Raw genomic sequence first — 24,057 nt, 5'->3', positions numbered from 1 at the left:
ATTACCTCTAAAAATTCTGATACCGTTAACAGTTTACCATTTCTTGCAAGTGCTTACATAATTTCTTTATAGTAATAATTAAAAAAAGAATTTAGAAGTGAGGAAAATTTTATGATTCCATGGTGGAAAAAAGCGGTTGTTTATCAAGTTTATCCTAAGTCCTTTCAAGATAGTAACGGCGATGGAATTGGGGATTTGCAAGGAATTATTTCAAGATTAGGTTACTTAGAAAAATTAGGGATTGATGCCATTTGGCTTTCACCAGTTTATCAATCACCTGGCGTCGACAATGGCTATGATATTTCTGATTACGAAGCGATCGATCCACAATACGGTACGATGGCTGATATGGATGAGCTGATTAAAAAGGCAAAAGAACACCATATCAGAATCGTGATGGACTTGGTGGTAAACCATACATCTGATCAACATAAATGGTTTATTGAATCAAGAAAGAGTAAAGACAATCCATATCGTGATTACTACATTTGGCGTGATCCAGTTGATGGACATGAGCCTAATGGATTGAAGTCAGCTTTTTCAGGTTCAGCATGGAAATTTGATGAAAAGACAGGTCAATATTACTTACACTTTTTTGCTGACCAACAACCTGACTTAAATTGGAAGAATCCAGAATTGCGTCATAAGATCTACGACATGATGAATTTCTGGTTGAATAAGGGCATTGGCGGCTTCCGTATGGACGTGATCGAATTGATCGGTAAGGATCCAGACAAGATGATCCGTGAGAATGGCCCAATGCTTCACCCATACTTGCAAGAAATGAACAAGAATACTTTTGGCAAGCGTGATGTGATGACAGTTGGTGAAACTTGGAATGCAACACCAAAGATTGCGGAAGGATATTCTGATCCTGCACGCCATGAATTATCGATGGTCTTCCAATTTGAAAATCAATCATTAGATCAACAACCGGGTAAGGAGAAGTGGGATTTGAAGCCACTTGATCTTGGCGAATTGAAGAAAGTTCTAGTTAAGTGGCAAACCGAGATTGATTTTGACCATGCTTGGAACAGTTTATTCTGGGAAAACCATGATATTCCACGAGTAATTTCTCGCTGGGGCAATGATAAGGAATACCGCGTTCAATGTGCTAAGATGTTTGCCATCGTTTTGCACATGATGCACGGTACGCCATACATTTTTAATGGTGAAGAAATCGGCATGACTAATTGCCCAGTTAAAAATATTGATGAAGTAGAAGATATCGAAAGCATTAATATGTACAACGAGCGTTTAGCTGAAGGCTACGACAAAGATGAGCTGATTCATGCTATCAATGTTAAGGGCCGTGACAATGCTCGTCGTCCTATGCAATGGAATGATGATAAGAATGCCGGCTTTTCGGATGGTAAGCCATGGCTAGCAATTAATCCTAACTATGTTGATATTAATGTAGAAAAAGCATTGGCTGATCCAGATTCAATTTTTTACACTTATCAAAAATTGATTAAGTTGCGGCATGAAAATGATGTTGTGGTAAACGGTGATTTCGAATTGATTCCTGATACAGGGGATTCAGTCCTTGCATACTACCGCGTATTAGGTGATGAAAAGTGGCTAGTAGTTGCCAACTTATCTGGTAGGGAGCAGAAGTTTAATTCAGCTGATCAGATCGACCAAGTTTTGGTTGCTAACTATGACGAAAGAAATGATTTAAACGATATTACTCTTAAGCCATATGAAGCTTTTGCCTGCAAAATAATTAAGTAGTAGTTATTGAAAAAATATCTTGAATTAATAACTTGAAGATGGTATTCTAGTCTACGTTAATCGATTAATCTATGATCTGTAATACGGTCATGGCAAAGGAGTAATAAATTATGAAACAAGGTATTCATCCAGATTATCAAAAAGTAGTTTTCATGGACTCAGCTACTGGTGCTAAGTTCTTAGCTGGTTCAACTTTAAAGCCAGAAGAAACTATCGACTACGAAGGTAAGACTTACCCATTAGTACGTGTTGAAGTTTCATCAGATTCACACCCATTCTACACTGGCAAGCAAAAGTTTGCTCAAGCAGATGGTCGAATCGAAAAGTTCAACAAGAAGTACGGCTTGAAGAAGTAAACCTTTATCTGGTGGAAGCAGTCCCATTAGGGGCTGCTTTTTTCGTTATAGATTATTTGGCAGAATACTTGAAAGACAGTATAATGGTGTCTGTATAAAATTGTTTTTATGGGAGTAATTATTCAATGAAAATGCAAATGGCGGAAATTGCCAAGGCTTTAAATACAACTTGTGAAGGTGACGATCAAACAGTTATTACTTCTGTTGCCTTTGACTCCAGAAAGATCACAAACGGTGGTTTATTTGTACCACTTGAAGGTGAACGTGATGGACATGATTTCGTAGCTGGTGCTATTAGTAATGGTGCTTCTGCTACGTTTTGGAAGAAGGGACACCCTAACAAACCAGAGAATATTGCTGTAATTGAAGTAGATGATCCACTTAGCGCAATGCAAGATTTGGCACACTACTACTTACGCAAGGTTAACCCAACTGTAGTTGGTATTACTGGTTCAAATGGTAAGACTACTACTAAAGACATGGTAGCTGCCGTTTTGTCCAAGCGTTTTAACGTTCATAAGACACAAGCCAACTTTAATAACGAGATTGGTGTGCCAATGACCATTCTTGAAATGAAGCCAAATACTGAAATTTTGGTACTTGAAATGGGTATGGACAGACCTGGTCAATTACACCACTTAAGTGAATTGACTCATCCTGATGTAGCTGTAATCACTATGATTGGTGAAGCTCACATTGAATTCTTCGGCATACGTGACAAGATTGCAGACGCCAAGATGGAAATTACTGACTTCTTACGTGAAGACGGTGAATTTATCTTCAACGGTGATGAACCATTGTTACAAGAACGTGCTAAGAAGCTTGATCAAGTTAAGGCTACCTTTGGCTTCAGGGATGAAGATACAGTTCACGCTACTGGCTTTAAGAGCTACATGCACCACGCTACCTTTACCATTAATGATTCAGAGCAAAAGTTCTCAATTCCAATGATCGGTAAGCACAACGTTTCAAACGCTATGGCTGCTATTAGTGTTGGTCGTCACTTTGGTGAAAGCGATGAAGAAATTGCCTCATCATTGTCTAACTTCAAGCCAACTGCTAACAGAATGGAGTGGGAAAAAGGTGACGCCGGCGAAGCAATTATGAGTGATGTTTATAACTCAAACCCAACTGCTGTTAGAGCCGTTGTTACTAGTTTTGGCCAAGTTGAAGTTAAAGATGATGGTCGCCGTATTGCCGTATTGGGTGATATGCTTGAATTAGGTAAGAATTCTCCTGCACTTCACGCTGGTTTAAGTGATACTTTAGATCCCCAAATCATTAACGAAGTATATTTATACGGCCCAGAAATGAAGAACTTGTACGATGCATTGAAGGACAAGTATAAGCCAGAATATTTGCATTATTACACACAAGATCAAATGGATCGTATGATTGATGATCTTAAGAACGATATTAAGCCGGACGACATTGTTGTATTAAAGGGTTCGCACGGGATGCACCTTGAAAATGTCTTAGCCCGACTAAGATAGGAGAAATAATTTTTTGAAATTTTCAGAATTAGGATTAAACGATGAGCTTCTTAAGGCAATTAAACGCTCAGGTTTTGAAGAAGCAACTCCAATCCAGGAACAAACTATTCCACTTGCTTTAGCAGGCAAGGACGTAATTGGCCAAGCTCAAACCGGTACTGGTAAGACTGCTGCTTTTGGCTTGCCAATTTTACAAAGCATCGATAAAAAAGAGAAAGCAATTCAAGCGATTATTATTGAACCAACGCGTGAATTAGCTATTCAAACTCAGGAAGAATTATTCCGTTTAGGTCGCGATGAACACGCTCATGTGCAAGTAGTTTATGGTGGTGCTGATATTGGTCGTCAAATCCGTTCATTGAAGCACCATGTACCATCAATTTTGGTAGGTACACCAGGACGTTTATTGGACCACTTAAAGCGTGGCACAATCGATTTGGACAAGGTCAAGACTGTTGTCTTAGATGAAGCAGACGAAATGCTTGATATGGGCTTTATTCAAGATATCGAAAGTATTTTGAAATATGCTAAGAATCGCAAACAAACTTTGCTTTTCAGTGCAACTATGCCTAAGCCAATCTTACGTATTGGTGAAAAGTTCATGAACCATCCTGAAATTGTGCAAATTAAGGCTAAGGAATTAACTGCAGACTTAATTGATCAATACTTTGTTCGTGCCAAGGAATCAGAAAAATTCGACATTATGTGTCGTTTAATCGATGTACAAGGCCCAGATTTGGCTTTAGTCTTTGGTCGAACTAAGCGTCGTGTAGATGAGCTTACACGCGGCTTGCAAGCTCGTGGCTATAATGCTGCAGGTATTCACGGAGACTTGTCACAAGCTCGTAGAATGGCTGTCTTGAAGAGATTCCGTGAAGGTAAGCTCGATATCTTGGTTGCTACAGACGTAGCTGCTCGTGGACTTGATATTTCAGGTGTTACTCACGTTTACAACTACGATATTCCTCAAGACCCTGATTCTTATGTTCACCGTATTGGTAGAACTGGTCGTGCCGGTCAAAACGGAATTTCAGTAACTTTTGTAACGCCAAATGAAATTGGCTACATGAGAACCATCGAACAATTGACTAAGAAAAAGATGTCACCACTTCGTCCACCTACAGATGCTCAAGCATTTCGTGGTCAATTAAAGCAAGCTGAAGCTGAAATTGAAGACTTGATGAATGGTGATTTAGGTAAGTATACACAAGAAGCTAGTGAATTGCTTGATAATTACTCAGCTCTTGATTTGGTTGCCGCATTTTTGAAGAATCTTTCTAAGGATTCTACTGACGTTAAGGTCAAGATTACTCCAGAAAAGCCACTTCCATACAAGGGAGATGGTCGTCACCACCGTGGCGGTCGCGGCAAGGGACGTAATAATCGTGGTCGTGGTAATGACAATTACCGTCATCGCAATAACACCCACAACTATCGTCGCAATGGCAATCGTGGTAAACGTGGCCGTGGTAATGGACACGAATTCATTATCAAGAATAAAAAAGATTAATTTTTATCGTAAAAAAGAAGTTGTTATTCTGACAACTTCTTTTTTGTATTATAATGATGTCATTGTGTGAGGTGAAAACTATGATTAAAGGTGTAGGAATCGACTCAGTTGAAGTTGAACGAGTAAAGAAGATTGTAGACAAAGGTGATTCCTTTGCTAAAAAAGTATTGACTCCAAATGAATTTGCTCAATATCAAAAGATGAAGGGCAAAAGAAAAGTTGAATATCTTGGTGGTCGTTTTTCACTAAAAGAATCTTTTTCTAAAGCAATGGGAACAGGTCTTGGCAAGTACGTCGGTTTTCAAGATGTCGAAACCTTATGGGATGATTTAGGTCATCCTGTAATGACCTCAACCAAGTTTGATGGAAAGATTTTTCCAAGTATCACACATGATAATCATGAAATTATTACATTTGTAGTTTTGGAGGAAAATTAAATAATGGTTCCAGGCTATCATCGTCCAGCTGTAGTAAAGATTAATTTGGGCGCAATCAGAAGAAATCTTGAAAATGAAATGAAGCATCTTGAACCAGGTCAAAAGATGCTAGCAGTTGTTAAGGCCAATGCTTATGGTCACGGTGCAGTTGAAGTTGCTAGAGTAGCTAACGAAGTTGGTGCTGCTGGCTTTTGTGTTGCTATCTTGGATGAAGCTTTGCAATTGCGTCGTCATGACATTGTTAAGCCAATCTTAGTTTTAGGTGTTGTTTCTCCTGAATATGCACCAATCGCTGCAGTAAATGGTGTTTCATTGACTGTGCCAAACTTAGAATGGCTTAAAGAGGCTGAAAAGTATCTTGAAAAAGAAAACTTACAATTAAAGGTTCACTTAGGTATCGATTCAGGTATGGGTAGAATCGGCTTTAACGAAGACGAAGACTTCATTGCTGCTAACAAATTCTTGGAAAACAACGATAACTTCTTCGTAGAAGGCATGTTTGCACACTTTGCTTCTGCAGATAGCGCCGATGAATCTTACTTTGAACGTCAAATTAAGAAGTTTAGACATATGGAAAGCCTGTTAACAGTTAAGCCAAAGTGGATTCACATTGACAACACTGCCGCAAGTATTTTCCATGATGGAATTAAGAGCGATTTAGTTCGTTTCGGTATCGGAATTTACGGCTTGAACCCATCATCTACTCCTGATTCACCAGATTTAAAGCCTGCATTTAAGCTTGAACCTGCTTTATCATTTGAAAGTGAATTAACTCATGTTAAGACCATTCATAAGGGTGATGGCGTAAGTTACGGTTCAACTTTTGTGGCTGATGAAGATACAATTATTGGTACTGTACCTGTTGGTTATGCTGACGGTTGGATCAGAAAGTTCCAAGGCTTCAAGGTTAAGGTAGGAGACAAGTACTGCCCAATCGTTGGTCGTATTTGTATGGATCAATTTATGGTAAAAATGCCAGAAAAGATGCCAGTAGGCACCAAGGTAGAAATCATCTCAGATGATCCTACTGCTCCTAACAACATTAAGGCTGCAGCTGACTACGTAGATACTATTCACTACGAAGTAGCTTGCTTGTTAGACGATCGTTTGCCACGTGTTTACTACGAAAAGTAATATTTAAATATATTAGGCAGACAAAAAAGCTTCTAGAATTTCTAGAAGCTTTTTATTGTAGTTAAATTTTTATTTAGTCTTGTGATGGGTGTTCAATAAATACGCCAGGGTTTTCATCACTCATGATTGTCATACCAGCTTGCAAATCTTCGATTTCTGAAACGACAAAACCTTTTTTCTGCAGCTTATCAACAATAGTCTTCATAGTGATTTCTGAAACGCCGGCAGGTAAGGTGAATAATGTTCTTCTTACGAAGTCGCCTTGAAGTTCACCAGCTGCAGCGTCAAGTGTCATGACGCTGGACATGTTAGTGTGCTTAGACACGATCTTAGACATCTTAATCAAGTTACCACGTGCGTTGTCTGACAAAACAGTTAAAACGTAGGAACCGTTCTTGATATCCCAAGCATCTGACAACATATCAAGCAATCTTGAGTGGGTAAGAATACCGTAGAAGTGATTTTCTTCATCCAAAACAGCGATGTATGGTAAGTCCTTGATGTTAAAGAATACCTTGAAGAAAGGTGAGTTAACCTTGATGGTCTTAGTTGCGTTCTTAAGCAAGTAGGTTACAGGTAAATTCATATCGCCGCCTTGTGACTTATGACGATAGATGTGCATCTTATAAATGTTACCGCGGAAAATTGTACCAGTATCATCTACAATAGGCACACATCTATAACCTGAATCTTCTAAGACTTTTAATGCTTCTGCTAACGTGGCTTTTTCATTAACTGTAGTTAAATAGTCTTTCTTAATAACTAAAGATTTAATAAGCATGAGTTCGCCTCCAAAGGGAAAATATTACAAGTAATTATAGCATAATCAATGAGTTAATTAAATATTAATTAAAGACCAGCTAAGATAATCAACTATATTTTAACAATAGTTAGGCAAATAAAAAAGCATCTTCTTGGCGGAGATGCTTTTTAAATTAAAGTTTAATGGATTATTGACGAACCTTAACGCCAGTTTCCTTGAAGGCCTTGTCCATAACTTCCTTCAATTGCTTTGCAGAAGCTTCCATCTTAGCTTGTTCATCATCGCTTAATGGCATTTCGATGATTTGTTCAAGACCCTTGCGGCCAACAACTGCAGGAGTACCAATGTGAAGGTCGTGTAAACCGTATTGACCATCCATAGCTACTGAAAGTGGAAGTACACGGTGTTCATCGTTCAAGATAGCCTTAGCGATCATTGCTGAAGCAGTACCGATACCGTAGAAGGTAGCACCCTTCTTGTTGATGATGTCGTAAGCCATGTCAGCAACTTCCTTGTGGATGTCTTCAAGCTTAGATTCATCCATGCCGTGAGCCTTAACCCAGTCACTAACCTTTACGCCACCAACATTGTTGTAGCTCCATGCTGGGAATTCAGTATCACCGTGTTCACCAAGCATGTATGCGTTAACTGAACGTGGGTCAACGTGTTCCATCTTACCGATAACCTTTTGAAGACGACCAGTGTCAAGTGAAGTACCTGAACCGATAACACGATCCTTAGGGAAGCCTGACATCTTCCAAGTTGCGTGAGTCAAAATGTCAACTGGGTTTGCAACTACTAAGAAGATACCATCAAAGCCTGATTCAACGATTGGTTCAACGATTGATGATAAAATCTTCAAGTTCTTGTTTACAAGGTCAAGACGAGTTTCACCTGGCTTTTGTGGAGCACCAGCAGTGATAACGATTAAGTCTGCGTCCTTGCAGTCTGGGTAATCAGCTGCGTAGATGTTCTTTGGGTAAGTCCATGGAGTAGCATCTGCTAAGTCGATTGCGTCACCTTGAACGTGTTCCTTAGCAATATCGATGATACCTAATTCTTCAGCGATACCTTGTTGTACCATTGAAAATGCGAAGGTAGAACCTACGGCACCGTCACCGACTAAAATAACTTTACGAGGTTTTTCAACTCTTGCCATAACAATAAAGTCTCCTTTATATTAGTGATATTTTTAACAAAGAAAATTATATCATGTTAGCGAGCATTAATAAAATTATTATTTGATGTTTGTGCTATTATATGTGGGATTATGTAATGAGGGGTATATATTAATGAAAATAATTGCAGGTTTAGGTAATCCAGGCCAAAAATACGATAAGACTAAACACAACACAGGATTTATGACAATGGACATTATCTTGATGAAAAGGATTTGTCATTAGATAAGGATAAATTTGAAGGACATTGGACTAAGCAAAAGATTAATGGCGAAGACGTAATTTTGCTTGAACCACAAACTTACATGAACGAATCTGGTCGCTCAGTTAGTCAAGTTGCTAACTTCTTTAAGGTTGACCCTGAAGATATTTTGATTATTCAAGATGATATGGATATGCCAATTGGCAAAATTAGAATTAGAGCTAATGGTAAATCTGGTGGTCATAACGGAATTAAGAGCATTATCCGTGATTTAGGTACTGAAAAGTTCAATCGTTTGAAGATTGGTATTCGTCACCCTAAGAATACCACTGTTGTTTCATGGGTACTTACACCATTTAACGATGAACAACAAAAGTTGATGGATGATGCATTTGATACAAGTGTAAAGATTATCGACGACTTCATTGCAGGTCGCGATAGTCAATATTTGATGAACAAATATAATTAAAATGCGTTTAACAGAAATACTTAAAAAAGATCAAGATTTAAATAATTTTATTGCAAAAACAAAACAAGTAAAAAACTCACTAATCACTGGCGCTAATGCCGGTGCTTTTAGTCTACTCTTAAAACAAATTATTTCTGAGTTAGATGCGCCTTTGATCCTGATTGAGGAAAATGAAAGCAAGGCTCAGAACTTATATGGTGAATTAAATTCAATTTTGGAAGATGATGCTGGACATTATTTTCCAGTAGATGCAACAATTGCTACGCAAACTGCGGTTAGTTCACCAGATGAATTAAGTAGTCGAATTCAATCACTCAATTTTTTGTTGAGTAATAAACCAGGTATTGTGGTAACGACACCGCAAGGCTTGCAATATAAGCTTTCTTCTCCAGCAGATTTTGCTAAAGCAAGACGTGAATTTGCACCAGAAAAAGAATATGAATTAACAGAACTTAATAATTGGTTGGTTGGTGCCGGTTATAAGAGAGAAGCATTAGTAGCGCGTCCTGGTGAATTCGCCATTCGTGGTGATATTTTAGACATTTATCCACTAGATCGTGAAAATCCAGTCAGAATCGAATTCTTTGGTGATGAAATTGATACCATTAAAGAATTTGATTTGGCAAGCCAGCGTAGTCAAAAAGAAATTGATTCAGTAACAGTTGCGGCTGCGCAAGATCGCGTCTTTTCAAAAGATGCAATTTTAAATGCGGCAGAAAAAATAAAGAAGGACATGGCCGATGCGCCAGCACCAGCTAAGGCTGTGAAGGATCACTTTACGGTTGTATTGGATAACCTTGAAGATGGCGGCTTGCCAGATAATTATGCCTTTTTGGTTGATTATCTAATCGAAAAACCAAGTAGCATATTGGAATATTTGCCTAAAAACGGTGAAATTTTATTAGATGATTTGCCATTGATTAAGCAATCAGTTGAAGATGTCGATAAGCAAAATGCTGCCTTTATCAGTGATGAGCTGAAAACTGGTGCGATGTTGCCACATCAAGAATTACGTTCTGATTTTGATGATGTGCTAAGTAAGGATAAACGCCATCGCATTTACTTCTCACTTTTCCAAAGAAGCATGGGACGTCTGCGGTTAGGACAAATGCTCAACTGGCAAACACGTGAACCAGAGCAGTTCTTCGGTCAGATGCCATTGATCAAATCAGAGCTTGAATCTTATCAAAAGTCTGGCCAAACTGTTATTTTGCAGGCTGATAATGAAAAACGAGCAAGACAAATCGATCAAACGATGGTTGATTTTGGTCTTAACTTGCCAATTGTCGGTGAAGATGAATTGGTAGAAGGCAGGGCTCAGATTGTGGTCGGCGGCTATGCGAGTGGCTTTTCTTTGCCAACAGTTAAATTAGTTTATTTAACTGAACGAGAATTGTTTAATAAGCGTCCACAACGTAAAAAGCGGATTAAGACTTTGGAAAATGCACAAAGATTGCGTAATTATACCGAACTTAAACCGGGCGATTATGTTGTTCACGTTAACCACGGTATTGGTCGTTTTGAAGGCATTAAGACTCTCGAAAACAACGGCGTAAAACGTGACTACATCACTATTACTTACCAGCATGGCGATCAGCTTTTTGTCCCAGCAGATCAATTGAGTTTGGTCCAAAAATATGTTGGTTCAGAAGGAAAAACGCCACATATCAACAAATTAGGTGGTAGTGAGTGGGCTAAAACTAAGCGTAAAGTTCAATCTAAGGTTGAAGACATTGCCGATGATTTAATCGAACTATATGCTAAGCGTGAATCTGAAAAAGGTTTTGCCTTTTCACCAGACGATGATTTGCAGCGCCAATTCGATGATGCCTTTCCATATCCTGAAACACCTGACCAGTTGCGTTCAATTAAGGAAATCAAAGAAGATATGGAAAATCCTAAGCCAATGGATCGACTTTTGGTGGGTGATGTTGGCTTTGGTAAAACCGAGGTTGCTTTACGTGCTGCTTTTAAGGCAATTCAAGATAATAAGCAAGTTGCATTTTTGGTACCAACGACTATTTTGGCCCAACAGCACTATGAGACGATTCAAGACCGATTTAAGGATTTCCCAGTAAATACAGCGATGTTGTCACGTTTTCAAACTCCTGCAGAATCTAAAGAGATTATTGAAGGACTAGAAGACGGCAAAATTGATCTGGTTGTTGGGACGCACCGTCTTTTATCAAAGGATGTTCACTTTAAAGATTTAGGCTTGTTAATTGTCGATGAAGAGCAGCGGTTTGGTGTTAAACACAAGGAAAAGTTAAAGCAGTTAAAGGCTAACATCGATGTTTTAACACTGACAGCTACGCCAATTCCACGTACGCTTCATATGTCGATGGTTGGAGTACGTGATTTGTCAGTTATGGAAACTCCACCACAAAACAGATATCCAATTCAAACTTATGTAATGGAACAAATTCCTAGCGTGATTAAGGATGCTTGCTTAAGAGAAATGAAGCGTGGCGGCCAAGTCTTTTATTTACATAACCGAATTAGTGACATTGATGAAACGGTTGAAAAACTGCAACAATTGATTCCTAATGCACGAATTGCAAGTGCACATGGTAGAATGAGTCAAAACCAGTTGGAAGATATCCTGTATCGTTTCTTGAATCGTGAGTTTGATATTCTGGTAACAACCACGATTATTGAAACAGGGATTGATATGCCTAACGTCAACACTATGATCATTGAAGATGCTGATCACTATGGTTTGAGTCAACTGTATCAATTGCGTGGCCGAATCGGTCGTAGTGCTAGATTGGCCTATGCCTACTTCCTTTACCAACCGAATAAGGTATTAACTGAAGTGGGTGAAAAGCGGTTAGATGCAATCCGTGACTTTACCGAATTGGGATCAGGTTTTAAGATCGCTATGCGTGACTTGTCAATCAGAGGTGCCGGTAATATGCTAGGTGCTCAGCAGCACGGCTTTATTGATAGTGTTGGTTATGACTTGTACTCACAGATGCTTAGTGATGCAATTAAAGAGCGTAAAGGCAAGAAGACAGTTAAGAAGTCGAATACTGAAATCGATCTTAAACTTGAGGCATATATTCCTGATTCATATATCGGTGATCAGGAAGAAAAGATCGAATTTTATAAAAAGATCAAGGCTGTTGCAGATCAAGATGAAATGGATAAAATTGAAGACGAATTGATTGATCGTTTTGGTGATTATCCTGTAGCAGTAGAGAACTTGCTGGCAGTCGCTGAATTAAAGGTCGATGCTGATTTGGCCCAAGTACTGACTGTGCTTAAGACTGGCGATAAAATTAAAGTTGAATTCAATAATGCGGCTTCACGTGAACTAGAAGGACCTAATATTTTCAAGGCACTTGAACATGTGAATATGAAAGCTCGCATTAGCATGAACCAAGAAAAACGGATGGTAGTGTTGCTACTGATGCCTGATGAAATGAAGAATCGTGTTTTATTCAATGAATTAGCTACATTCTTGCAGGCGGCAAGCGACATAGTACAAAGATAATTGTGAGGAAAAAACATGAGAATCGATAAATTCTTAAAAGTTTCTAGATTAGTTAAGAGAAGAACAGTAGCTAAGGAAATGGCAGACCAAGGCAGAATTAAAGTTAATGGTCGTGTCGTTAAGTCAAGTTATGATGTTAAAATTGATGACATTATTGAAATTGGCTACGGTGCTAGAGTTATTAAAGCCAAAGTTTTGAATATTCGTGAGACCACTAAAAAGGCTGAAGCAAGCGAACTTTACGAATTAGTTGATTAATGACTTTTAAGTAAATCGCTGTTATACTTAACTTAATTGCATTTACAGTAACAAGCAATAGAGGATTAACGAAAATGAATCATGGTCCACGTATTTATAATTCGATGAGTCCAGAAGAGCAAAGGGCGCGTTTAAAACGTAAACAGGCTAAAAGAGAAAAAGAAGTGCATCGCGTAAGATTGAACAGAATAATTGCTATTTTTGCGATTATTTTTGTCATCTTAGGCGTACAAATTGTACTTAAGATTTCTCAAACTGGACGAATAAATAAACAAGTTGAAGCTGAGAAAGAAACTTTAGCACAAGTGAAGGCTAAAGATCGTGAGTTATCAACAAAAAGACAGGATTTAAAAGATCCAAATTATGTTGCAAAACTAATTCGTTATAAGTTCTATTATTCTAAGAATAATGAGAAGGTTTATAACGTTCACGAAAGAAACGATAATTAATGAAAAAATATCAAGCTGGCAATCGAGTAACGGGAGTAATTAACAATATTACTGACTTAGGAATTTTCGTTACTCTGCCAAATAGACATTCAGGATTAGTTCACCATAGTGATTTTGGCAATAATTGGCCAAGAGAAAAACGGCAGTATAAGGTGGGACAAGAAGTCCGCATAGTTGTCGTTCATATTCATAAGGGCAGATTTAATTTATCAATTTCTCGTGTGAACGATCCCAAGTTAGTTGATCATGATAATCAATTTTCAGATGTAAAACCTGCTGAATTTGATCAAGTTTTGAATAAAACGGCTAAAGATGCCAAAAAAGAAATTGCCAAGTTAAAGCGAGTGTTAACTGAAGATTAGGAAATGGCCTGTAGTGGGCCATTTTTTATTAGGTAAATTATGAAAATTATTGATTTTTTTGAAGATAATAAGATCAGCCTGGATAAAAAATTTTTGGTAGCGGCAAGTGCAGGGCCCGACTCGATGGCTTTGCTTGATATGTTACGAAAAATGAATGTGGAAGTGATTGCGGCACACTTTGATCATCAGCTGCGCAGTGATAGTGAAGATGAAACGAAAATTTTGCAAAAATACTGTGGCAAATATGATATACCGCTATTTACGGCAATTTGGCCTAAAGAAAATCAGCCAAGTAGGGGGATTGAAGCGGCAGCGAGGGATGCGCGTTATGATTTTTTAACTAAGGTAGCTAAAGCGAAAAAGGCAGATTATTTGTTAACAGCTCATCACGGTGATGATTTGCTGGAAAATATTCTGCTTAAATTTATTCGCTCGGGCAATCCAGAAGAAATGAATAGTCTGCAAGCAGTAGGAAAAATGCACGGCGTGTCGCTACTCAGACCGCTTTTGGCTTATAGCAAGCAAGAACTTCTCGACTATGATCAAAAAAATGCTATCGAATTTATTGTGGATTCAACCAACAATGAAGATGAAACAATGCGTAATCGCTTGCGCCATCATGTTGTGCCATTATTGAAAAAAGAAAATCCGAATTTGATTTCAAACGCTCTGAATTATAGTCGAAAGATGACTGATTTAGATAAATTTGTTGAGCAAAAAGTAGACGATGTTGGTCAACTAGAGCCGTTTTTAGGCCGAGCATATCGAATTAAGAGTGAAAAAATTGCTAAGTTGTCGGAAAATGAGCAAATTATTTTTTGGCAGAGAAATATCTGGGATAAGTTTCATCGCCGTGTTAATCAGAATTTAGGTAATTTTTCCGTGAGTGAATATCAGGGCTATTTTTATTTATTCAGGAAAGGGGAAGCGCCTGTAATTGCCTCTTCTCAAATCAAATTGAATGTTCCATTTGTTTTTCAGGGCGAGACGTTTGTTTTAACCGATAAGCAAGAAAAAGATAAAGTAGAGATAGGCAATTTTTGGTTTAAAGAAAAAAATACTTTTAAAGCTGGTTCGCTGATTCCTGGATCTAAATTGCTATTGCAGGATGGACAACGAACAAAGGCTAAGAAAAAATTTGCGGAACATGCTATTCCGTTATCTTTAAGACCACTATGTCTGACCATTTATGCAGATAATGAGCCAATTTTTGTTGAAAAAACATATCAAAATCAAAATTGGATTGAAAACGGTAAACAATATTTTCTGTGTAAATATTAAAAGTCTTCAAAATAGTTGAAAATGTTAGTGGTTGCAACTTATTTTGTGATAGAATTTTAAACGTATAACTTGAAGACTGTGCGGAGGTTTTTTATGAAGAATAACCGGAATAGGCTACTTTCAAATGGCCTTTTCTATATAGTTGTGTTCCTTCTACTCCTATGGGGAATCAACTGGGCACTCGGCGGTTCTAACAATGGAGGCAGTACTGAAAATATCAGCTACTCTCAATTTGTAAAGGATTTACGTCAAGGCAAAGTTAAAAACTTTAGTGTTCAACCTGCTAATGGTGTTTACACTGTTTCAGGTAGTTACAAGAATGCACAAACAACAAAGAATCAATCAAATAGTAGTTTTGATTTCTTTAGTAATAATTCAAGTAGAAAAGTTTCACGCTTCTCTACTACCATGTTACAGAACGATTCGACAGTTTCTAATGTGCAGAACTTGGCACAAAAGAGTAATGCTCGGATGACTACTCAAGGAGAATCACAATCAGGCAATTGGATTTCAACTATTGTCATGCTTGTGCCAACTGTTTTGTTCATTGTCATGCTTTGGATGATGATGAACCAAGGCGGCGCTGGTCGTGGTGGTAGCGGCGGAATTATGAACTTTGGTCGCTCGCACGTTAAACCAGAGGATCCTTCTAAGAACAAGGTTCGTTTCTCTGACGTAGCCGGTGAAGAAGAAGAAAAGCAAGAATTAGTCGAAGTTGTTGAATTCTTAAAAGACCCATCGAAATACACTAAGTTAGGTGCAAGAATTCCATCTGGTGTTTTACTTGAGGGTCCTCCTGGTACTGGTAAAACTTTGCTTGCTCGTGCCGTAGCTGGTGAAGCTAACGTACCATTTTACTCAATCTCAGGTTCAGACTTCGTTGAAATGTTTGTTGGTGTTGGTGCTAGTCGTGTACGTGACTTGTTCAACAATGCTAAGAAGAACGCACCAAGTATTATCTTTATTGATGAAATTGATGCTATTGGTCGTCGTCGTGGTAATGGTACCGGCGGTGGCAACGATGAACGTGAACAAACTTTGAACCAATTGTTGGTTGAAATGGATGGTTTCGAAGGCGACGAAGGCGTAATCGTCATTGCCGCTACTAACCGTTCAGATGTTTTGGACCCAGCCTTGCTTCGTCCTGGTCGTTTTGACCGTAAGGTTTTGGTTGGTCGTCCTGACGTTCGCGGTCGTGAAGCTATTTTGAAGGTTCACGCTAAGAATAAGCCGCTTGCTCCAGACGTTGATTTGAAGGAAGTAGCTCGTCAAACACCTGGTTTCGTGGGTGCCGACTTGGCTAACGTTTTGAACGAAGCTGCTTTGGTAGCTGCTCGTAGAAATGGCACCGAAATTACTGCTTCAGATATTGATGAAGCTGAAGACCGCGTAATTGCTGGTCCGGCTAAGAAGGATCGCTTAATTGCAGAGCCTGAAAGACGTAGAGTTGCCTTCCACGAAGCTGGTCACTCAATCTGTGGTTTAGTTTTAAGTGATTCAAGAACTGTACGTAAAGTAACTATCGTGCCACGTGGTCGTGCAGGTGGTTACAACATCATGCTTCCAAAGGACGATCAATTCATTTTGACCAAGAAACAATTATTTGAACAAATTGTTGGTTTAATGGGTGGTCGTGCAGGTGAAGAAGCAACTATTGGTGATAAGTCAACTGGTGCTTCAAACGACTTTGAACAAGCTACAGCAATTGCTCACAGTATGGTTGTTAACTATGGTATGACAGATTCATTGGGTATGGTTGAACTCGAAAAAGAAGGAGAAACCAATCCTTACGGATTTAAGCCATACAGTGAAGCAACTTCTGCTAAGATTGATGAAGCAGTTAAGAAGATCTTGGATGAAGCTCATGCTAAGGCCTTAGAAATCGTAAAAGAAAACAAAGAAAAGCACAGAATTATTGCAGAAGCTTTGCTTAAATATGAAACTTTGGACGAAAAGCAAATCATGTCTTTATACAAGACTGGTAAGATGCCTGAAAAGTATGAAAGCGAATATCCAAGCGAATCAAAGGCTTCAACTTATGAAGAAGCTAAAGCTGCTGCAGAAAAACGTGAAGTTGAAAAGGCAGAAAAGAAAGATTCAGACCAAGCTAAGGCTGATCAAGAAAAGGATACTTTGGAAACTCCATCAGAAAAGAATCATGAAGTTGAAGAACACAATGCAGAAAATCCTGAAAAGGATCAAAGCACTGATTCAACTAAAGATCCATCTGCAGATGATGAGCACAAAGATAATTAAATAAAAAGTAGGGCCTGAAAAAGGCTCTATTTTTTTAGAGAGAAGGATAAAAATGAATGATTATTTAGTAAAATCAATCGATAAAACTAAGAATTTACGTTTATTAACTATTACTGCTAAAGACGTAGTTAGTGAAGCACAAAAGCGTCATGATTTATGGTCAGCATCTGCAGCAGTTCTTGGTCGTACTTTAGTAGGTTCACTACTTCTTGCTGGTGCAGAGCTTACTGATAAAGAAGAATTAACAGTTAGATTGCTCGGTAATGGTCCAGTTGGTCCAACTATCGTAACTGCAAAATCTGATTTAACAGTTAAGGGATATGTAAAGAATCCTCATATTGCTTTGCCACCTAAGAAAAATGGCCATATTGATGTTAAAAAGGCTGTGGGACAAGGTTGGTTTGAAGTTACCAAGGATCTTGGTTTAAAGGAGCCATATACTGGTCAAGTGCCAATTGTTTCTGGTGAAATTGCTGAAGACTTTGCCTACTACCTTACTAAATCAGAACAAATTCCATCAGCTGTTGGTTTGTCTGTTTTTGTAAATCCAAATAATTCCATTGGTGAAGCTGGTGGATTTATGCTTCAAGCTTTGCCTGGTGCAAGTGATGCTTTGATCGATAAAACAATTAAACGTATTGATGCTTTACCAGCACTTTCTTCCTTATTCTTAGATGGGATGACACCAGAAGATTTATCTCGCAAGATTTTAGGTACTGATTGCAAGATTTTGGAAAAGGACGATGTCGCATTTAAATGTGATTGTTCTAAAGAAAAATATGCTGGAATCCTTGAAACTTTGAAGTCATCACAATTAAAGGCAATGATCGATGAAGATCACGGTGCAGAACTTACCTGCAACTTCTGTGGTAACAAATATCACTACACTGAAGATGAATTAAAGGAAATTTTGACCAAGAAGAAAGACGATAAAGATTATTAATTTTATTTAAAAAGTCCTATGGTTTTATCCCATGGAGCTTTTTTGATATTATAATAGAGTATTTTGAAAGGATGATTTGGTGGATAACAGCTGGAAAATTCGCGATATCACCATTCCAAACCGAGTTGTTGTTGCGCCGATGGCGGGAGTTTCAAACTCAGCGTTCCGCGTTGTATGTAAGGAATTCGGAGCTGGGCTGGTTGTCTGCGAAATGATCTCAGATCATGGGATAATTTATCGAAATAAGAAAACCTTGAGCATGATGGATGTAGACCCAAGAGAACATCCAATGAGTATTCAAATCTTTGGAGGGACCGAAGATACATTGCTTCAAGCTGCTCAATATATAGATCAACATACGGATGCCGATATTATTGACATTAATATGGGGTGTCCTGTACCTAAGGTTACCAAGACCGATGCAGGGTCTAAATGGTTGCTTGATTCTAACAAGATTTATCAAATGGTTCATGCCGTAGTGCAGAATGTACAAAAACCAGTTTCTATTAAAATGAGAATTGGTTGGGACCGTAAGCATGTTTTTGCTGTAGAAAATGCATTGGCTGCTCAAGAAGCTGGTGCCAGCATGATTGCAATGCATGGTAGAACTAGAAAACAAATGTATCAAGGCGAAGCTGATTGGGAAGTTTTGCATGATGTTGCTCAAGTTCTTGATGTTCCATTTGTAGCTAATGGAGATATCAGAACTCCTGAGCTTGCCAAAAAAGCTTTGGATGAAATTGGCTGTACTGCAGTCATGGTTGGACGTGCCGCATTAGGTAATCCATGGATTTTAAAGGATATGGTGCATTACTTAGAAACAGGGGAAACTTTACCACCACAGACTGTGCGTGAAAAGGTCGAAACTGCTAAGCACCAGCTCGAAGGATTAATTAAAATTCACGGCGAAAAGCGTGCAGTTCCAGAATTTCGTCAACAAGCTGCATACTATTTAAAGGGAATTCCCCGTTCAGCCCGTACTCGTGCTAAAATAAATGAGGTCTGGACGCGTCAAGAAGTGTGTGACTTGCTTGATAATTTTGTAGATGAATATGAAAAAAGAGAAAAAGCTCGTGCTGCACGGCGCGCGACAATGAACAAATAAATGGAGGAAAGATAAATTGGCAAAGAATGAAATGAACGACCAATTAAGAGTTCGTCGCCAAAAGATGGACGAACTGCGCGAAAATGGAATTGAACCATTTGGCCAAAGAAAATTTGATCGTCAAGATTTAGCAAGTACTTTGGAAGAAAAGTATGGCAATGAAGACAAAGATGAATTAAACCAAGATATGCCTAAGACCAAGATTGCTGGTCGTATGCTTGCTAAACGTGGTAAGGGTAAGGTAGGATTCGCTGATCTTTATGACCGTACTGGTAAGATCCAAATTTACGTACGTAAAGACATCGTTGGTGAAGACAACTACAAGATCTTCAAGAAATCAGATATCGGTGACTTCTTAGGTATCGATGGTGAAGTTATGAAGACCGATACTGGCGAGCTTACTATTAGAGCTCTTCACGTAACATTCTTGTCCAAGGCTCTTCGTCCTTTACCAGACAAGTACCACGGCTTGAAGGATGTTGAAGCAATTTACCGTCAACGTTACCTTGATTTGATCACTAACCGTGACAGCTACATGCGCTTTGTTCACCGTACTCAAATCATTCAAGCTATTCGTGACTACTTAAATGGTCAAAACTTCTTGGAGGTTGAAACTCCAGTACTTCACAACATTCCTGGTGGTGCTGAAGCTCGTCCATTTATTACTCACCACAACGCTTTGGATATTAACCTTTACATGAGAATTGCTTTGGAACTTCCACTTAAGCGTTTGATTGTTGGTGATATGGAACGTGTTTACGAAATCGGCCGTGTATTCAGAAACGAAGGTTTGGACACTCACCACAACCCAGAATTTACTGAACTTGAAAGTTACGCAGCATACTGGGACTATCACGATGTTATGGATGAAGCTGAAGGTATTATCCGTGCTGCAGCTAAGGTTGTTTCAGATGACGGTAAGATCACTTACCAAGGTACTGACATTGACTTAGGCAAGCCATTCCGTCGCGTTCACATGGTTGACTTGATCAAGGAAAAGACTGGCGTTGACTTCTGGAAGCCAATGACTCTTGAAGAAGCAACTAAGATTGCGGAAGACCACGACATCCACGTTGAAAAGTTCTGGAAAGTTGGTCACATTATTAACGCCTTCTTTGAAAAGTACTGTGAAGAAACTATTGTTGACCCAACCTTCGTTTACGGTCACCCAGTAGAAATCTCACCACTTGCTAAGAAGAACGCAGATGATCCAAGATTTACTGATCGTTTCGAAATTTACATCATGGGTGAAGAATACGGTAACGCCTTCTCAGAATTGAACGATCCTGACGACCAACGTGAACGTTTCGAAGCTCAAATGGAAGAACGTGAAGCAGGTAATGACGAAGCTGATATGATCGATGAAGATTACCTTCGTGCTATGGAATACGGTATGCCACCTACAGGTGGTTTGGGTATCGGTATTGACCGTTTGGTAATGCTTTTGACTGATGCTCCAGCTATCCGTGATGTTTTGCTCTTCCCAACAATGCGTCCTGAAGCTGTTCCTTCAATTGATGCAGAAGTTAAGGCTGATTTAGCTAAGAAGAATAAGAAGGACTAATATCGGGCTTTGGAAGTAAAGATAAAATTGCTTTTAATTTTCAAATTTTTATAAATGATTTGGTAAAAAAGCTGACACAGAAAGTCTCTTACTGTGCTTGATTGCATAGATAAGGGACTTTTTTATAATTAAACTATATTTTATAAAAGAATGAATAACTTGATTTTTTTAGTAGTTATAGCAATAGCATTATTTATTATTGGGGTTATCGTTGGTGTTGAGTATAAACATGAAATAGATACTAAGATTGCATTTTTTAAAAGAAAGTATAGAGAAAATAAAAAAGAAGTAATTGTATCAGGTATTGGAATTTTATTTGGATTGATGGTAGGCGTATCTATTACACTGATTTTTCCAAAAAATTCTATAGGTATGTTGGCTGATTGGATTAGTAGTGTTGGTACTTTAGGTGCTGTAATTGTTTCTTTGTGGTTAGCTACTGGAAGAAAATCACGATTGAAAATTTGTCATGGTCAAAATATAAAAAAATCACACCAGAAAGAAATTTATTTTATTGCTTACAATTTAAGTGATATTTCAATAAGTTTAGAATTTTATGGTGTTAAGAAAAAAGAAGATAAAGTATTTAAAAGAGAGTTTGAACTGATACCTCAACGTGTCAAAGCCGGTGAATTTCAAAAGCAAAGCCTAGAAGTAAGTTTTATAAAGAAAGAATTAGGAATAGACGATAATTATAAAGGAGACATTATATGCTGTTTTGCGGAGCCAGATGGCAGTAAGCATTGTGAAACGATAAATTGGCAAAAAGAAATGCTCAAGTTTAAAAAAGCTCAAGCAAAAATAACTGATAATTAGTAAAGCAATGAAGTGATTTGAAGACATATGAGCGTTTAAGCAGTTTCTTCAATTGATACAGAAGTTAAAACTGACTTAGACTAAGAAAAAATATAAAAAACCTCATATCTATGTTTTGAACATGGATATGAGGTTTTTTGTATGATTTTTAAGTTGCATAGTTTTAAAGTTTATTGTCACGCTGTATTATATGAATAGAACAGTAGGAGGCAATAAGAATGAAAACTACTAAAGCAATTTTAGGATCAATTTTAGCAATAGTTAGTTTAGTGGTGGCATCATTTATTTCTCAATCTATAATTATGCTTTTGAAGAAATGTCATATTGGATATGTTGTTCCTATTCTGATAGGTGCGATTTTATATGCAGTAATTGCATATCTCTTAGTAAAATTAATAGCTGATAGGTATCTGAAAGTTAGTTTACCAAGATTAGGAATCCAAAAGTTTAAGATTAGTCTTAAGTGGATTCTAATTGCAATTTTGTTACCTTTGGCAGTAACTGCAGCTTTTTTAGTAATGAATGGGAAAATCGTAGATGCTAATTCTTCAGATATGGAAAATATTGTATTCAATATTTTTTATGCTAGTTTAGCCGCAGGATTTGTAGAAGAATTAATCTTTCGTGGAGTAATTCTGAACGTTTTGTCGATTAGATGGAACTATCTTGTGGGTGTTTTAGTCCCATCTGTCATTTTTGGACTTTTGCATATTGTTAGTCGAAATTTATCTTTTATTAGTATAATTCAGCTAATAATTGCTGGTACTTTGGTCGGTGTAATGTTTTCTTTAATAGAAATGTCAGAACACTCCATTTGGAATAGCGCTGTAGTGCATGCTATTTGGAACTTAATCACTAGTGCAATATTTGCTATTGCGGTTTCACCACAAAAAGATGCATTGTATTCTTACGTTATTAGTAGCAAGAATGCTTTGCTAACAGGTGGTGGATTTGGAATGGAATCTTCACTCATAGCCGTTATTGGTTATTTAGTAGTAGCCTTGATTGCATATAAGATTTTTGCTAAAAATAAATGATTTAAACTCTATAAAATGAAATCTCATATCTGTGTTTTAAACATGGATATGAGATTTTTTTATGAAAACATATTGCAAAAGAAATAAGTTTTGCTATAATTATATTTGTTATGCGGAAGTAGTTCAGTGGTAGAACATCACCTTGCCATGGTGGGGGTCGCGGGTTCGAATCCCGTCTTCCGCTCCAAGACGAAGGCTCACGAAAGTGAGTCTTTTTTTGTGCCTAAAAATAAATTTATCTTTTTTGAAAAAAGATCTTGCAAAGAAAAATAAGTTTGCTATAATAATATTTGTTCTTGCGGAAGTAGTTCAGTGGTAGAACATCACCTTGCCATGGTGGGGGTCGCGGGTTCGAATCCCGTCTTCCGCTCCAAGACGAAAGCTCACGGAAGTGAGCTTTTTTTGTGCCTAAAATAAATTTATCTTTTTTGGCAAAATGCCTTGCAATGAAAAATGCATTTGCTATAATAATAACTGTTGTCGCGGAAGTAGTTCAGTGGTAGAACATCACCTTGCCATGGTGGGGGTCGCGGGTTCGAATCCCGTCTTCCGCTCCAAGATAGAAGGCTCACCGAATGGTGAGTCTTTTTTTTCGGGAAATAGCTCAGTTTGGTAGAGCGCTATGTTCGGGACGTAGAGGTCGCGCGTTCAAATCGCGTTTTCCCGATTATATTCAAGCTGTCTTAATAGACAGCTTTTTTCTTTTTGCTATAATACACACTAAAACTATAGGGGACATGAAAATGACAGCTACTACGAAAGAAAATTATGAATTGTTAGTGCAGCAGGCCAAAGCATTAGTTGATGGTGAAGATGATTGGATTGCCAATACTGCTAATTTATCTGCGCTTTTGTTTAATTCGCTTGATAATGTTAATTTTGCTGGTATTTATCGCTTTGAAAACGGCGAGTTGATTTTAGGCCCATTTCAAGGGATGCCAGCTTGTGTGCATATTCAAATGGGCAAAGGTGTTTGTGGTACAGCGGCTAAGGAAGAAAAAACACAAATTGTGCCCAACGTCCATGAATTTGCTGGTCACATCGCATGCGACAGTGCTTCGAATTCTGAAATCGTCGTGCCTATTTTTAAGGATGAAAAATTATGGGGCGTTTTTGATTTTGATTCCACAAAGTTAGACAATTTTGATGAAACGGATCAAAAATATTTAACCGAAATTGCCGACGCAATTTTTGATTAATTGAGTGTTTTTGAT

The 24,057-nt window shown here is 38.1% G+C and carries 20 protein-coding genes, 4 tRNA genes and 1 pseudogene; 23 read left to right on the top strand and 2 right to left on the bottom strand.

What is annotated here, in order from left to right; all coding sequences use genetic code 11:
• Window positions 1–111 precede the first annotated feature (111 nt).
• The 6 genes from JCM1039_RS03970 to alr all read left to right on the top strand — a co-directional run bounded on the left by JCM1039_RS03970 (window position 112) and on the right by alr (window position 6,664).
• Entirely contained in the window at window positions 112–1,734 is a 1,623-nt protein-coding gene (locus tag JCM1039_RS03970; RefSeq protein ID WP_025014741.1) for a glycoside hydrolase family 13 protein, read from the top strand.
• 110 nt (window positions 1,735–1,844) lie between these two features.
• On the top strand, window positions 1,845–2,090 hold the full coding sequence (locus JCM1039_RS03965; RefSeq protein ID WP_013437106.1) for a type B 50S ribosomal protein L31: 246 nt from the start codon (window positions 1,845–1,847) through the stop codon (window positions 2,088–2,090).
• 125 nt (window positions 2,091–2,215) lie between these two features.
• Complete coding sequence (locus tag JCM1039_RS03960; protein ID WP_025014740.1) at window positions 2,216–3,583, top strand: UDP-N-acetylmuramoyl-tripeptide--D-alanyl-D-alanine ligase; 1,368 nt, start codon at window positions 2,216–2,218, stop codon at window positions 3,581–3,583.
• A 13-nt stretch (window positions 3,584–3,596) separates the two neighbouring features.
• Window positions 3,597–5,093, top strand: a complete 1,497-nt coding sequence (cshA, locus tag JCM1039_RS03955; protein WP_025014739.1) for a degradosome RNA helicase CshA — start codon at window positions 3,597–3,599, stop codon at window positions 5,091–5,093.
• Between the two features lie 80 nt (window positions 5,094–5,173).
• Entirely contained in the window at window positions 5,174–5,530 is a 357-nt protein-coding gene (acpS, locus tag JCM1039_RS03950; RefSeq protein ID WP_025014738.1) for a holo-ACP synthase, read from the top strand.
• 3 nt (window positions 5,531–5,533) lie between these two features.
• Window positions 5,534–6,664 carry an alanine racemase gene (gene alr, locus JCM1039_RS03945; RefSeq protein ID WP_025014737.1) on the top strand — a complete coding sequence of 377 codons (1,131 nt, stop codon included), beginning with the start codon at window positions 5,534–5,536 and terminating at the stop codon, window positions 6,662–6,664.
• 73 nt (window positions 6,665–6,737) lie between these two features.
• On the opposite strand, the gene cbpA is transcribed toward alr, so the two are convergent.
• Both cbpA and JCM1039_RS03935 read right to left on the bottom strand, forming a co-directional pair.
• On the bottom strand, window positions 6,738–7,445 hold the full coding sequence (gene cbpA / locus JCM1039_RS03940; RefSeq protein WP_025014736.1) for a cyclic di-AMP binding protein CbpA: 708 nt from the start codon (window positions 7,443–7,445) through the stop codon (window positions 6,738–6,740).
• Window positions 7,446–7,614: 169 nt separating this feature from the next.
• Window positions 7,615–8,586, bottom strand: a complete 972-nt coding sequence (locus JCM1039_RS03935; protein WP_025014735.1) for an L-lactate dehydrogenase — start codon at window positions 8,584–8,586, stop codon at window positions 7,615–7,617.
• Window positions 8,587–8,719: 133 nt separating this feature from the next.
• Between JCM1039_RS03935 and pth the strand changes: the two are divergent.
• The 17 genes and pseudogenes from pth to msrC all read left to right on the top strand — a co-directional run bounded on the left by pth (window position 8,720) and on the right by msrC (window position 24,042).
• Window positions 8,720–9,276 (top strand): annotated as a pseudogene (gene pth, locus JCM1039_RS10580) (aminoacyl-tRNA hydrolase).
• Between the two features lies 1 nt (window position 9,277).
• Window positions 9,278–12,772, top strand: a complete 3,495-nt coding sequence (mfd, locus tag JCM1039_RS03925; protein ID WP_025014734.1) for a transcription-repair coupling factor — start codon at window positions 9,278–9,280, stop codon at window positions 12,770–12,772.
• 15 nt (window positions 12,773–12,787) lie between these two features.
• Window positions 12,788–13,030 carry an RNA-binding S4 domain-containing protein gene (locus JCM1039_RS03920; protein WP_011254102.1) on the top strand — a complete coding sequence of 81 codons (243 nt, stop codon included), beginning with the start codon at window positions 12,788–12,790 and terminating at the stop codon, window positions 13,028–13,030.
• Between the two features lie 74 nt (window positions 13,031–13,104).
• On the top strand, window positions 13,105–13,479 hold the full coding sequence (locus tag JCM1039_RS03915; RefSeq protein WP_025014733.1) for a septum formation initiator family protein: 375 nt from the start codon (window positions 13,105–13,107) through the stop codon (window positions 13,477–13,479).
• On the top strand, window positions 13,479–13,841 hold the full coding sequence (locus JCM1039_RS03910; RefSeq protein ID WP_025014732.1) for a S1 RNA-binding domain-containing protein: 363 nt from the start codon (window positions 13,479–13,481) through the stop codon (window positions 13,839–13,841). Before JCM1039_RS03915 ends, JCM1039_RS03910 begins: the two co-directional genes overlap by 1 nt.
• A gap of 39 nt (window positions 13,842–13,880) precedes the next feature.
• Window positions 13,881–15,122 carry a tRNA lysidine(34) synthetase TilS gene (gene tilS, locus JCM1039_RS03905; RefSeq protein ID WP_025014731.1) on the top strand — a complete coding sequence of 414 codons (1,242 nt, stop codon included), beginning with the start codon at window positions 13,881–13,883 and terminating at the stop codon, window positions 15,120–15,122.
• Window positions 15,123–15,215: 93 nt separating this feature from the next.
• A complete protein-coding gene (gene ftsH / locus JCM1039_RS03900; RefSeq protein WP_025014730.1) occupies window positions 15,216–17,378 on the top strand; it encodes an ATP-dependent zinc metalloprotease FtsH in 2,163 nt (720 codons plus the stop codon).
• A 52-nt stretch (window positions 17,379–17,430) separates the two neighbouring features.
• Window positions 17,431–18,321, top strand: coding sequence for an Hsp33 family molecular chaperone HslO (gene hslO / locus JCM1039_RS03895; RefSeq protein ID WP_025014729.1), 891 nt, complete (start codon window positions 17,431–17,433; stop codon window positions 18,319–18,321).
• A 79-nt stretch (window positions 18,322–18,400) separates the two neighbouring features.
• Window positions 18,401–19,426 carry a tRNA dihydrouridine synthase DusB gene (gene dusB / locus JCM1039_RS03890; RefSeq protein ID WP_025014728.1) on the top strand — a complete coding sequence of 342 codons (1,026 nt, stop codon included), beginning with the start codon at window positions 18,401–18,403 and terminating at the stop codon, window positions 19,424–19,426.
• 16 nt (window positions 19,427–19,442) lie between these two features.
• Window positions 19,443–20,990, top strand: coding sequence for a lysine--tRNA ligase (gene lysS / locus JCM1039_RS03885; RefSeq protein ID WP_025014727.1), 1,548 nt, complete (start codon window positions 19,443–19,445; stop codon window positions 20,988–20,990).
• A gap of 159 nt (window positions 20,991–21,149) precedes the next feature.
• Window positions 21,150–21,806 (top strand): ubiquitin family protein, encoded by a 657-nt coding sequence (locus JCM1039_RS03880; protein WP_025014726.1) that lies wholly within the window; start codon window positions 21,150–21,152, stop codon window positions 21,804–21,806.
• A 218-nt stretch (window positions 21,807–22,024) separates the two neighbouring features.
• Entirely contained in the window at window positions 22,025–22,843 is an 819-nt protein-coding gene (locus JCM1039_RS03875; RefSeq protein WP_025014725.1) for a CPBP family intramembrane glutamic endopeptidase, read from the top strand.
• Between the two features lie 112 nt (window positions 22,844–22,955).
• Window positions 22,956–23,030, top strand: a tRNA-Gly gene (locus JCM1039_RS03870).
• A gap of 111 nt (window positions 23,031–23,141) precedes the next feature.
• Window positions 23,142–23,216 (top strand) — tRNA-Gly (locus JCM1039_RS03865).
• 109 nt (window positions 23,217–23,325) lie between these two features.
• Window positions 23,326–23,400 (top strand) — tRNA-Gly (locus JCM1039_RS03860).
• 36 nt (window positions 23,401–23,436) lie between these two features.
• Window positions 23,437–23,510, top strand: a tRNA-Pro gene (locus tag JCM1039_RS03855).
• A gap of 76 nt (window positions 23,511–23,586) precedes the next feature.
• Window positions 23,587–24,042 carry a free L-methionine (R)-S-oxide reductase MsrC gene (msrC, locus tag JCM1039_RS03850; RefSeq protein ID WP_025014724.1) on the top strand — a complete coding sequence of 152 codons (456 nt, stop codon included), beginning with the start codon at window positions 23,587–23,589 and terminating at the stop codon, window positions 24,040–24,042.
• Window positions 24,043–24,057 lie beyond the last annotated feature (15 nt).

Origin of the sequence: Lactobacillus kitasatonis DSM 16761 = JCM 1039, from assembly GCF_000615285.1 — a bacterium.
GTDB lineage: Bacteria > Bacillota > Bacilli > Lactobacillales > Lactobacillaceae > Lactobacillus > Lactobacillus kitasatonis.
This window is presented reverse-complemented; position numbering and strand designations above follow the sequence as displayed.

Bases quoted from the DNA above. Each gene is read 5' to 3' on its own strand.
- JCM1039_RS03970 (WP_025014741.1), top strand. From the start codon at position 112: ATGATTCCATGGTGGAAAAAAGCGGTTGTTTATCAAGTTTATCCTAAG.
- JCM1039_RS03965 (WP_013437106.1), top strand. From the start codon at position 1,845: ATGAAACAAGGTATTCATCCAGATTATCAAAAAGTAGTTTTCATGGAC.
- JCM1039_RS03960 (WP_025014740.1), top strand. From the start codon at position 2,216: ATGAAAATGCAAATGGCGGAAATTGCCAAGGCTTTAAATACAACTTGT.
- acpS (WP_025014738.1), top strand. From the start codon at position 5,174: ATGATTAAAGGTGTAGGAATCGACTCAGTTGAAGTTGAACGAGTAAAG.
- alr (WP_025014737.1), top strand. From the start codon at position 5,534: ATGGTTCCAGGCTATCATCGTCCAGCTGTAGTAAAGATTAATTTGGGC.
- cbpA (WP_025014736.1), bottom strand. From the start codon at position 7,445: ATGCTTATTAAATCTTTAGTTATTAAGAAAGACTATTTAACTACAGTT.
- JCM1039_RS03935 (WP_025014735.1), bottom strand. From the start codon at position 8,586: ATGGCAAGAGTTGAAAAACCTCGTAAAGTTATTTTAGTCGGTGACGGT.
- mfd (WP_025014734.1), top strand. From the start codon at position 9,278: ATGCGTTTAACAGAAATACTTAAAAAAGATCAAGATTTAAATAATTTT.
- JCM1039_RS03920 (WP_011254102.1), top strand. From the start codon at position 12,788: ATGAGAATCGATAAATTCTTAAAAGTTTCTAGATTAGTTAAGAGAAGA.
- JCM1039_RS03915 (WP_025014733.1), top strand. From the start codon at position 13,105: ATGAATCATGGTCCACGTATTTATAATTCGATGAGTCCAGAAGAGCAA.
- JCM1039_RS03910 (WP_025014732.1), top strand. From the start codon at position 13,479: ATGAAAAAATATCAAGCTGGCAATCGAGTAACGGGAGTAATTAACAAT.
- tilS (WP_025014731.1), top strand. From the start codon at position 13,881: ATGAAAATTATTGATTTTTTTGAAGATAATAAGATCAGCCTGGATAAA.
- ftsH (WP_025014730.1), top strand. From the start codon at position 15,216: ATGAAGAATAACCGGAATAGGCTACTTTCAAATGGCCTTTTCTATATA.
- hslO (WP_025014729.1), top strand. From the start codon at position 17,431: ATGAATGATTATTTAGTAAAATCAATCGATAAAACTAAGAATTTACGT.
- JCM1039_RS03875 (WP_025014725.1), top strand. From the start codon at position 22,025: ATGAAAACTACTAAAGCAATTTTAGGATCAATTTTAGCAATAGTTAGT.
- msrC (WP_025014724.1), top strand. From the start codon at position 23,587: ATGACAGCTACTACGAAAGAAAATTATGAATTGTTAGTGCAGCAGGCC.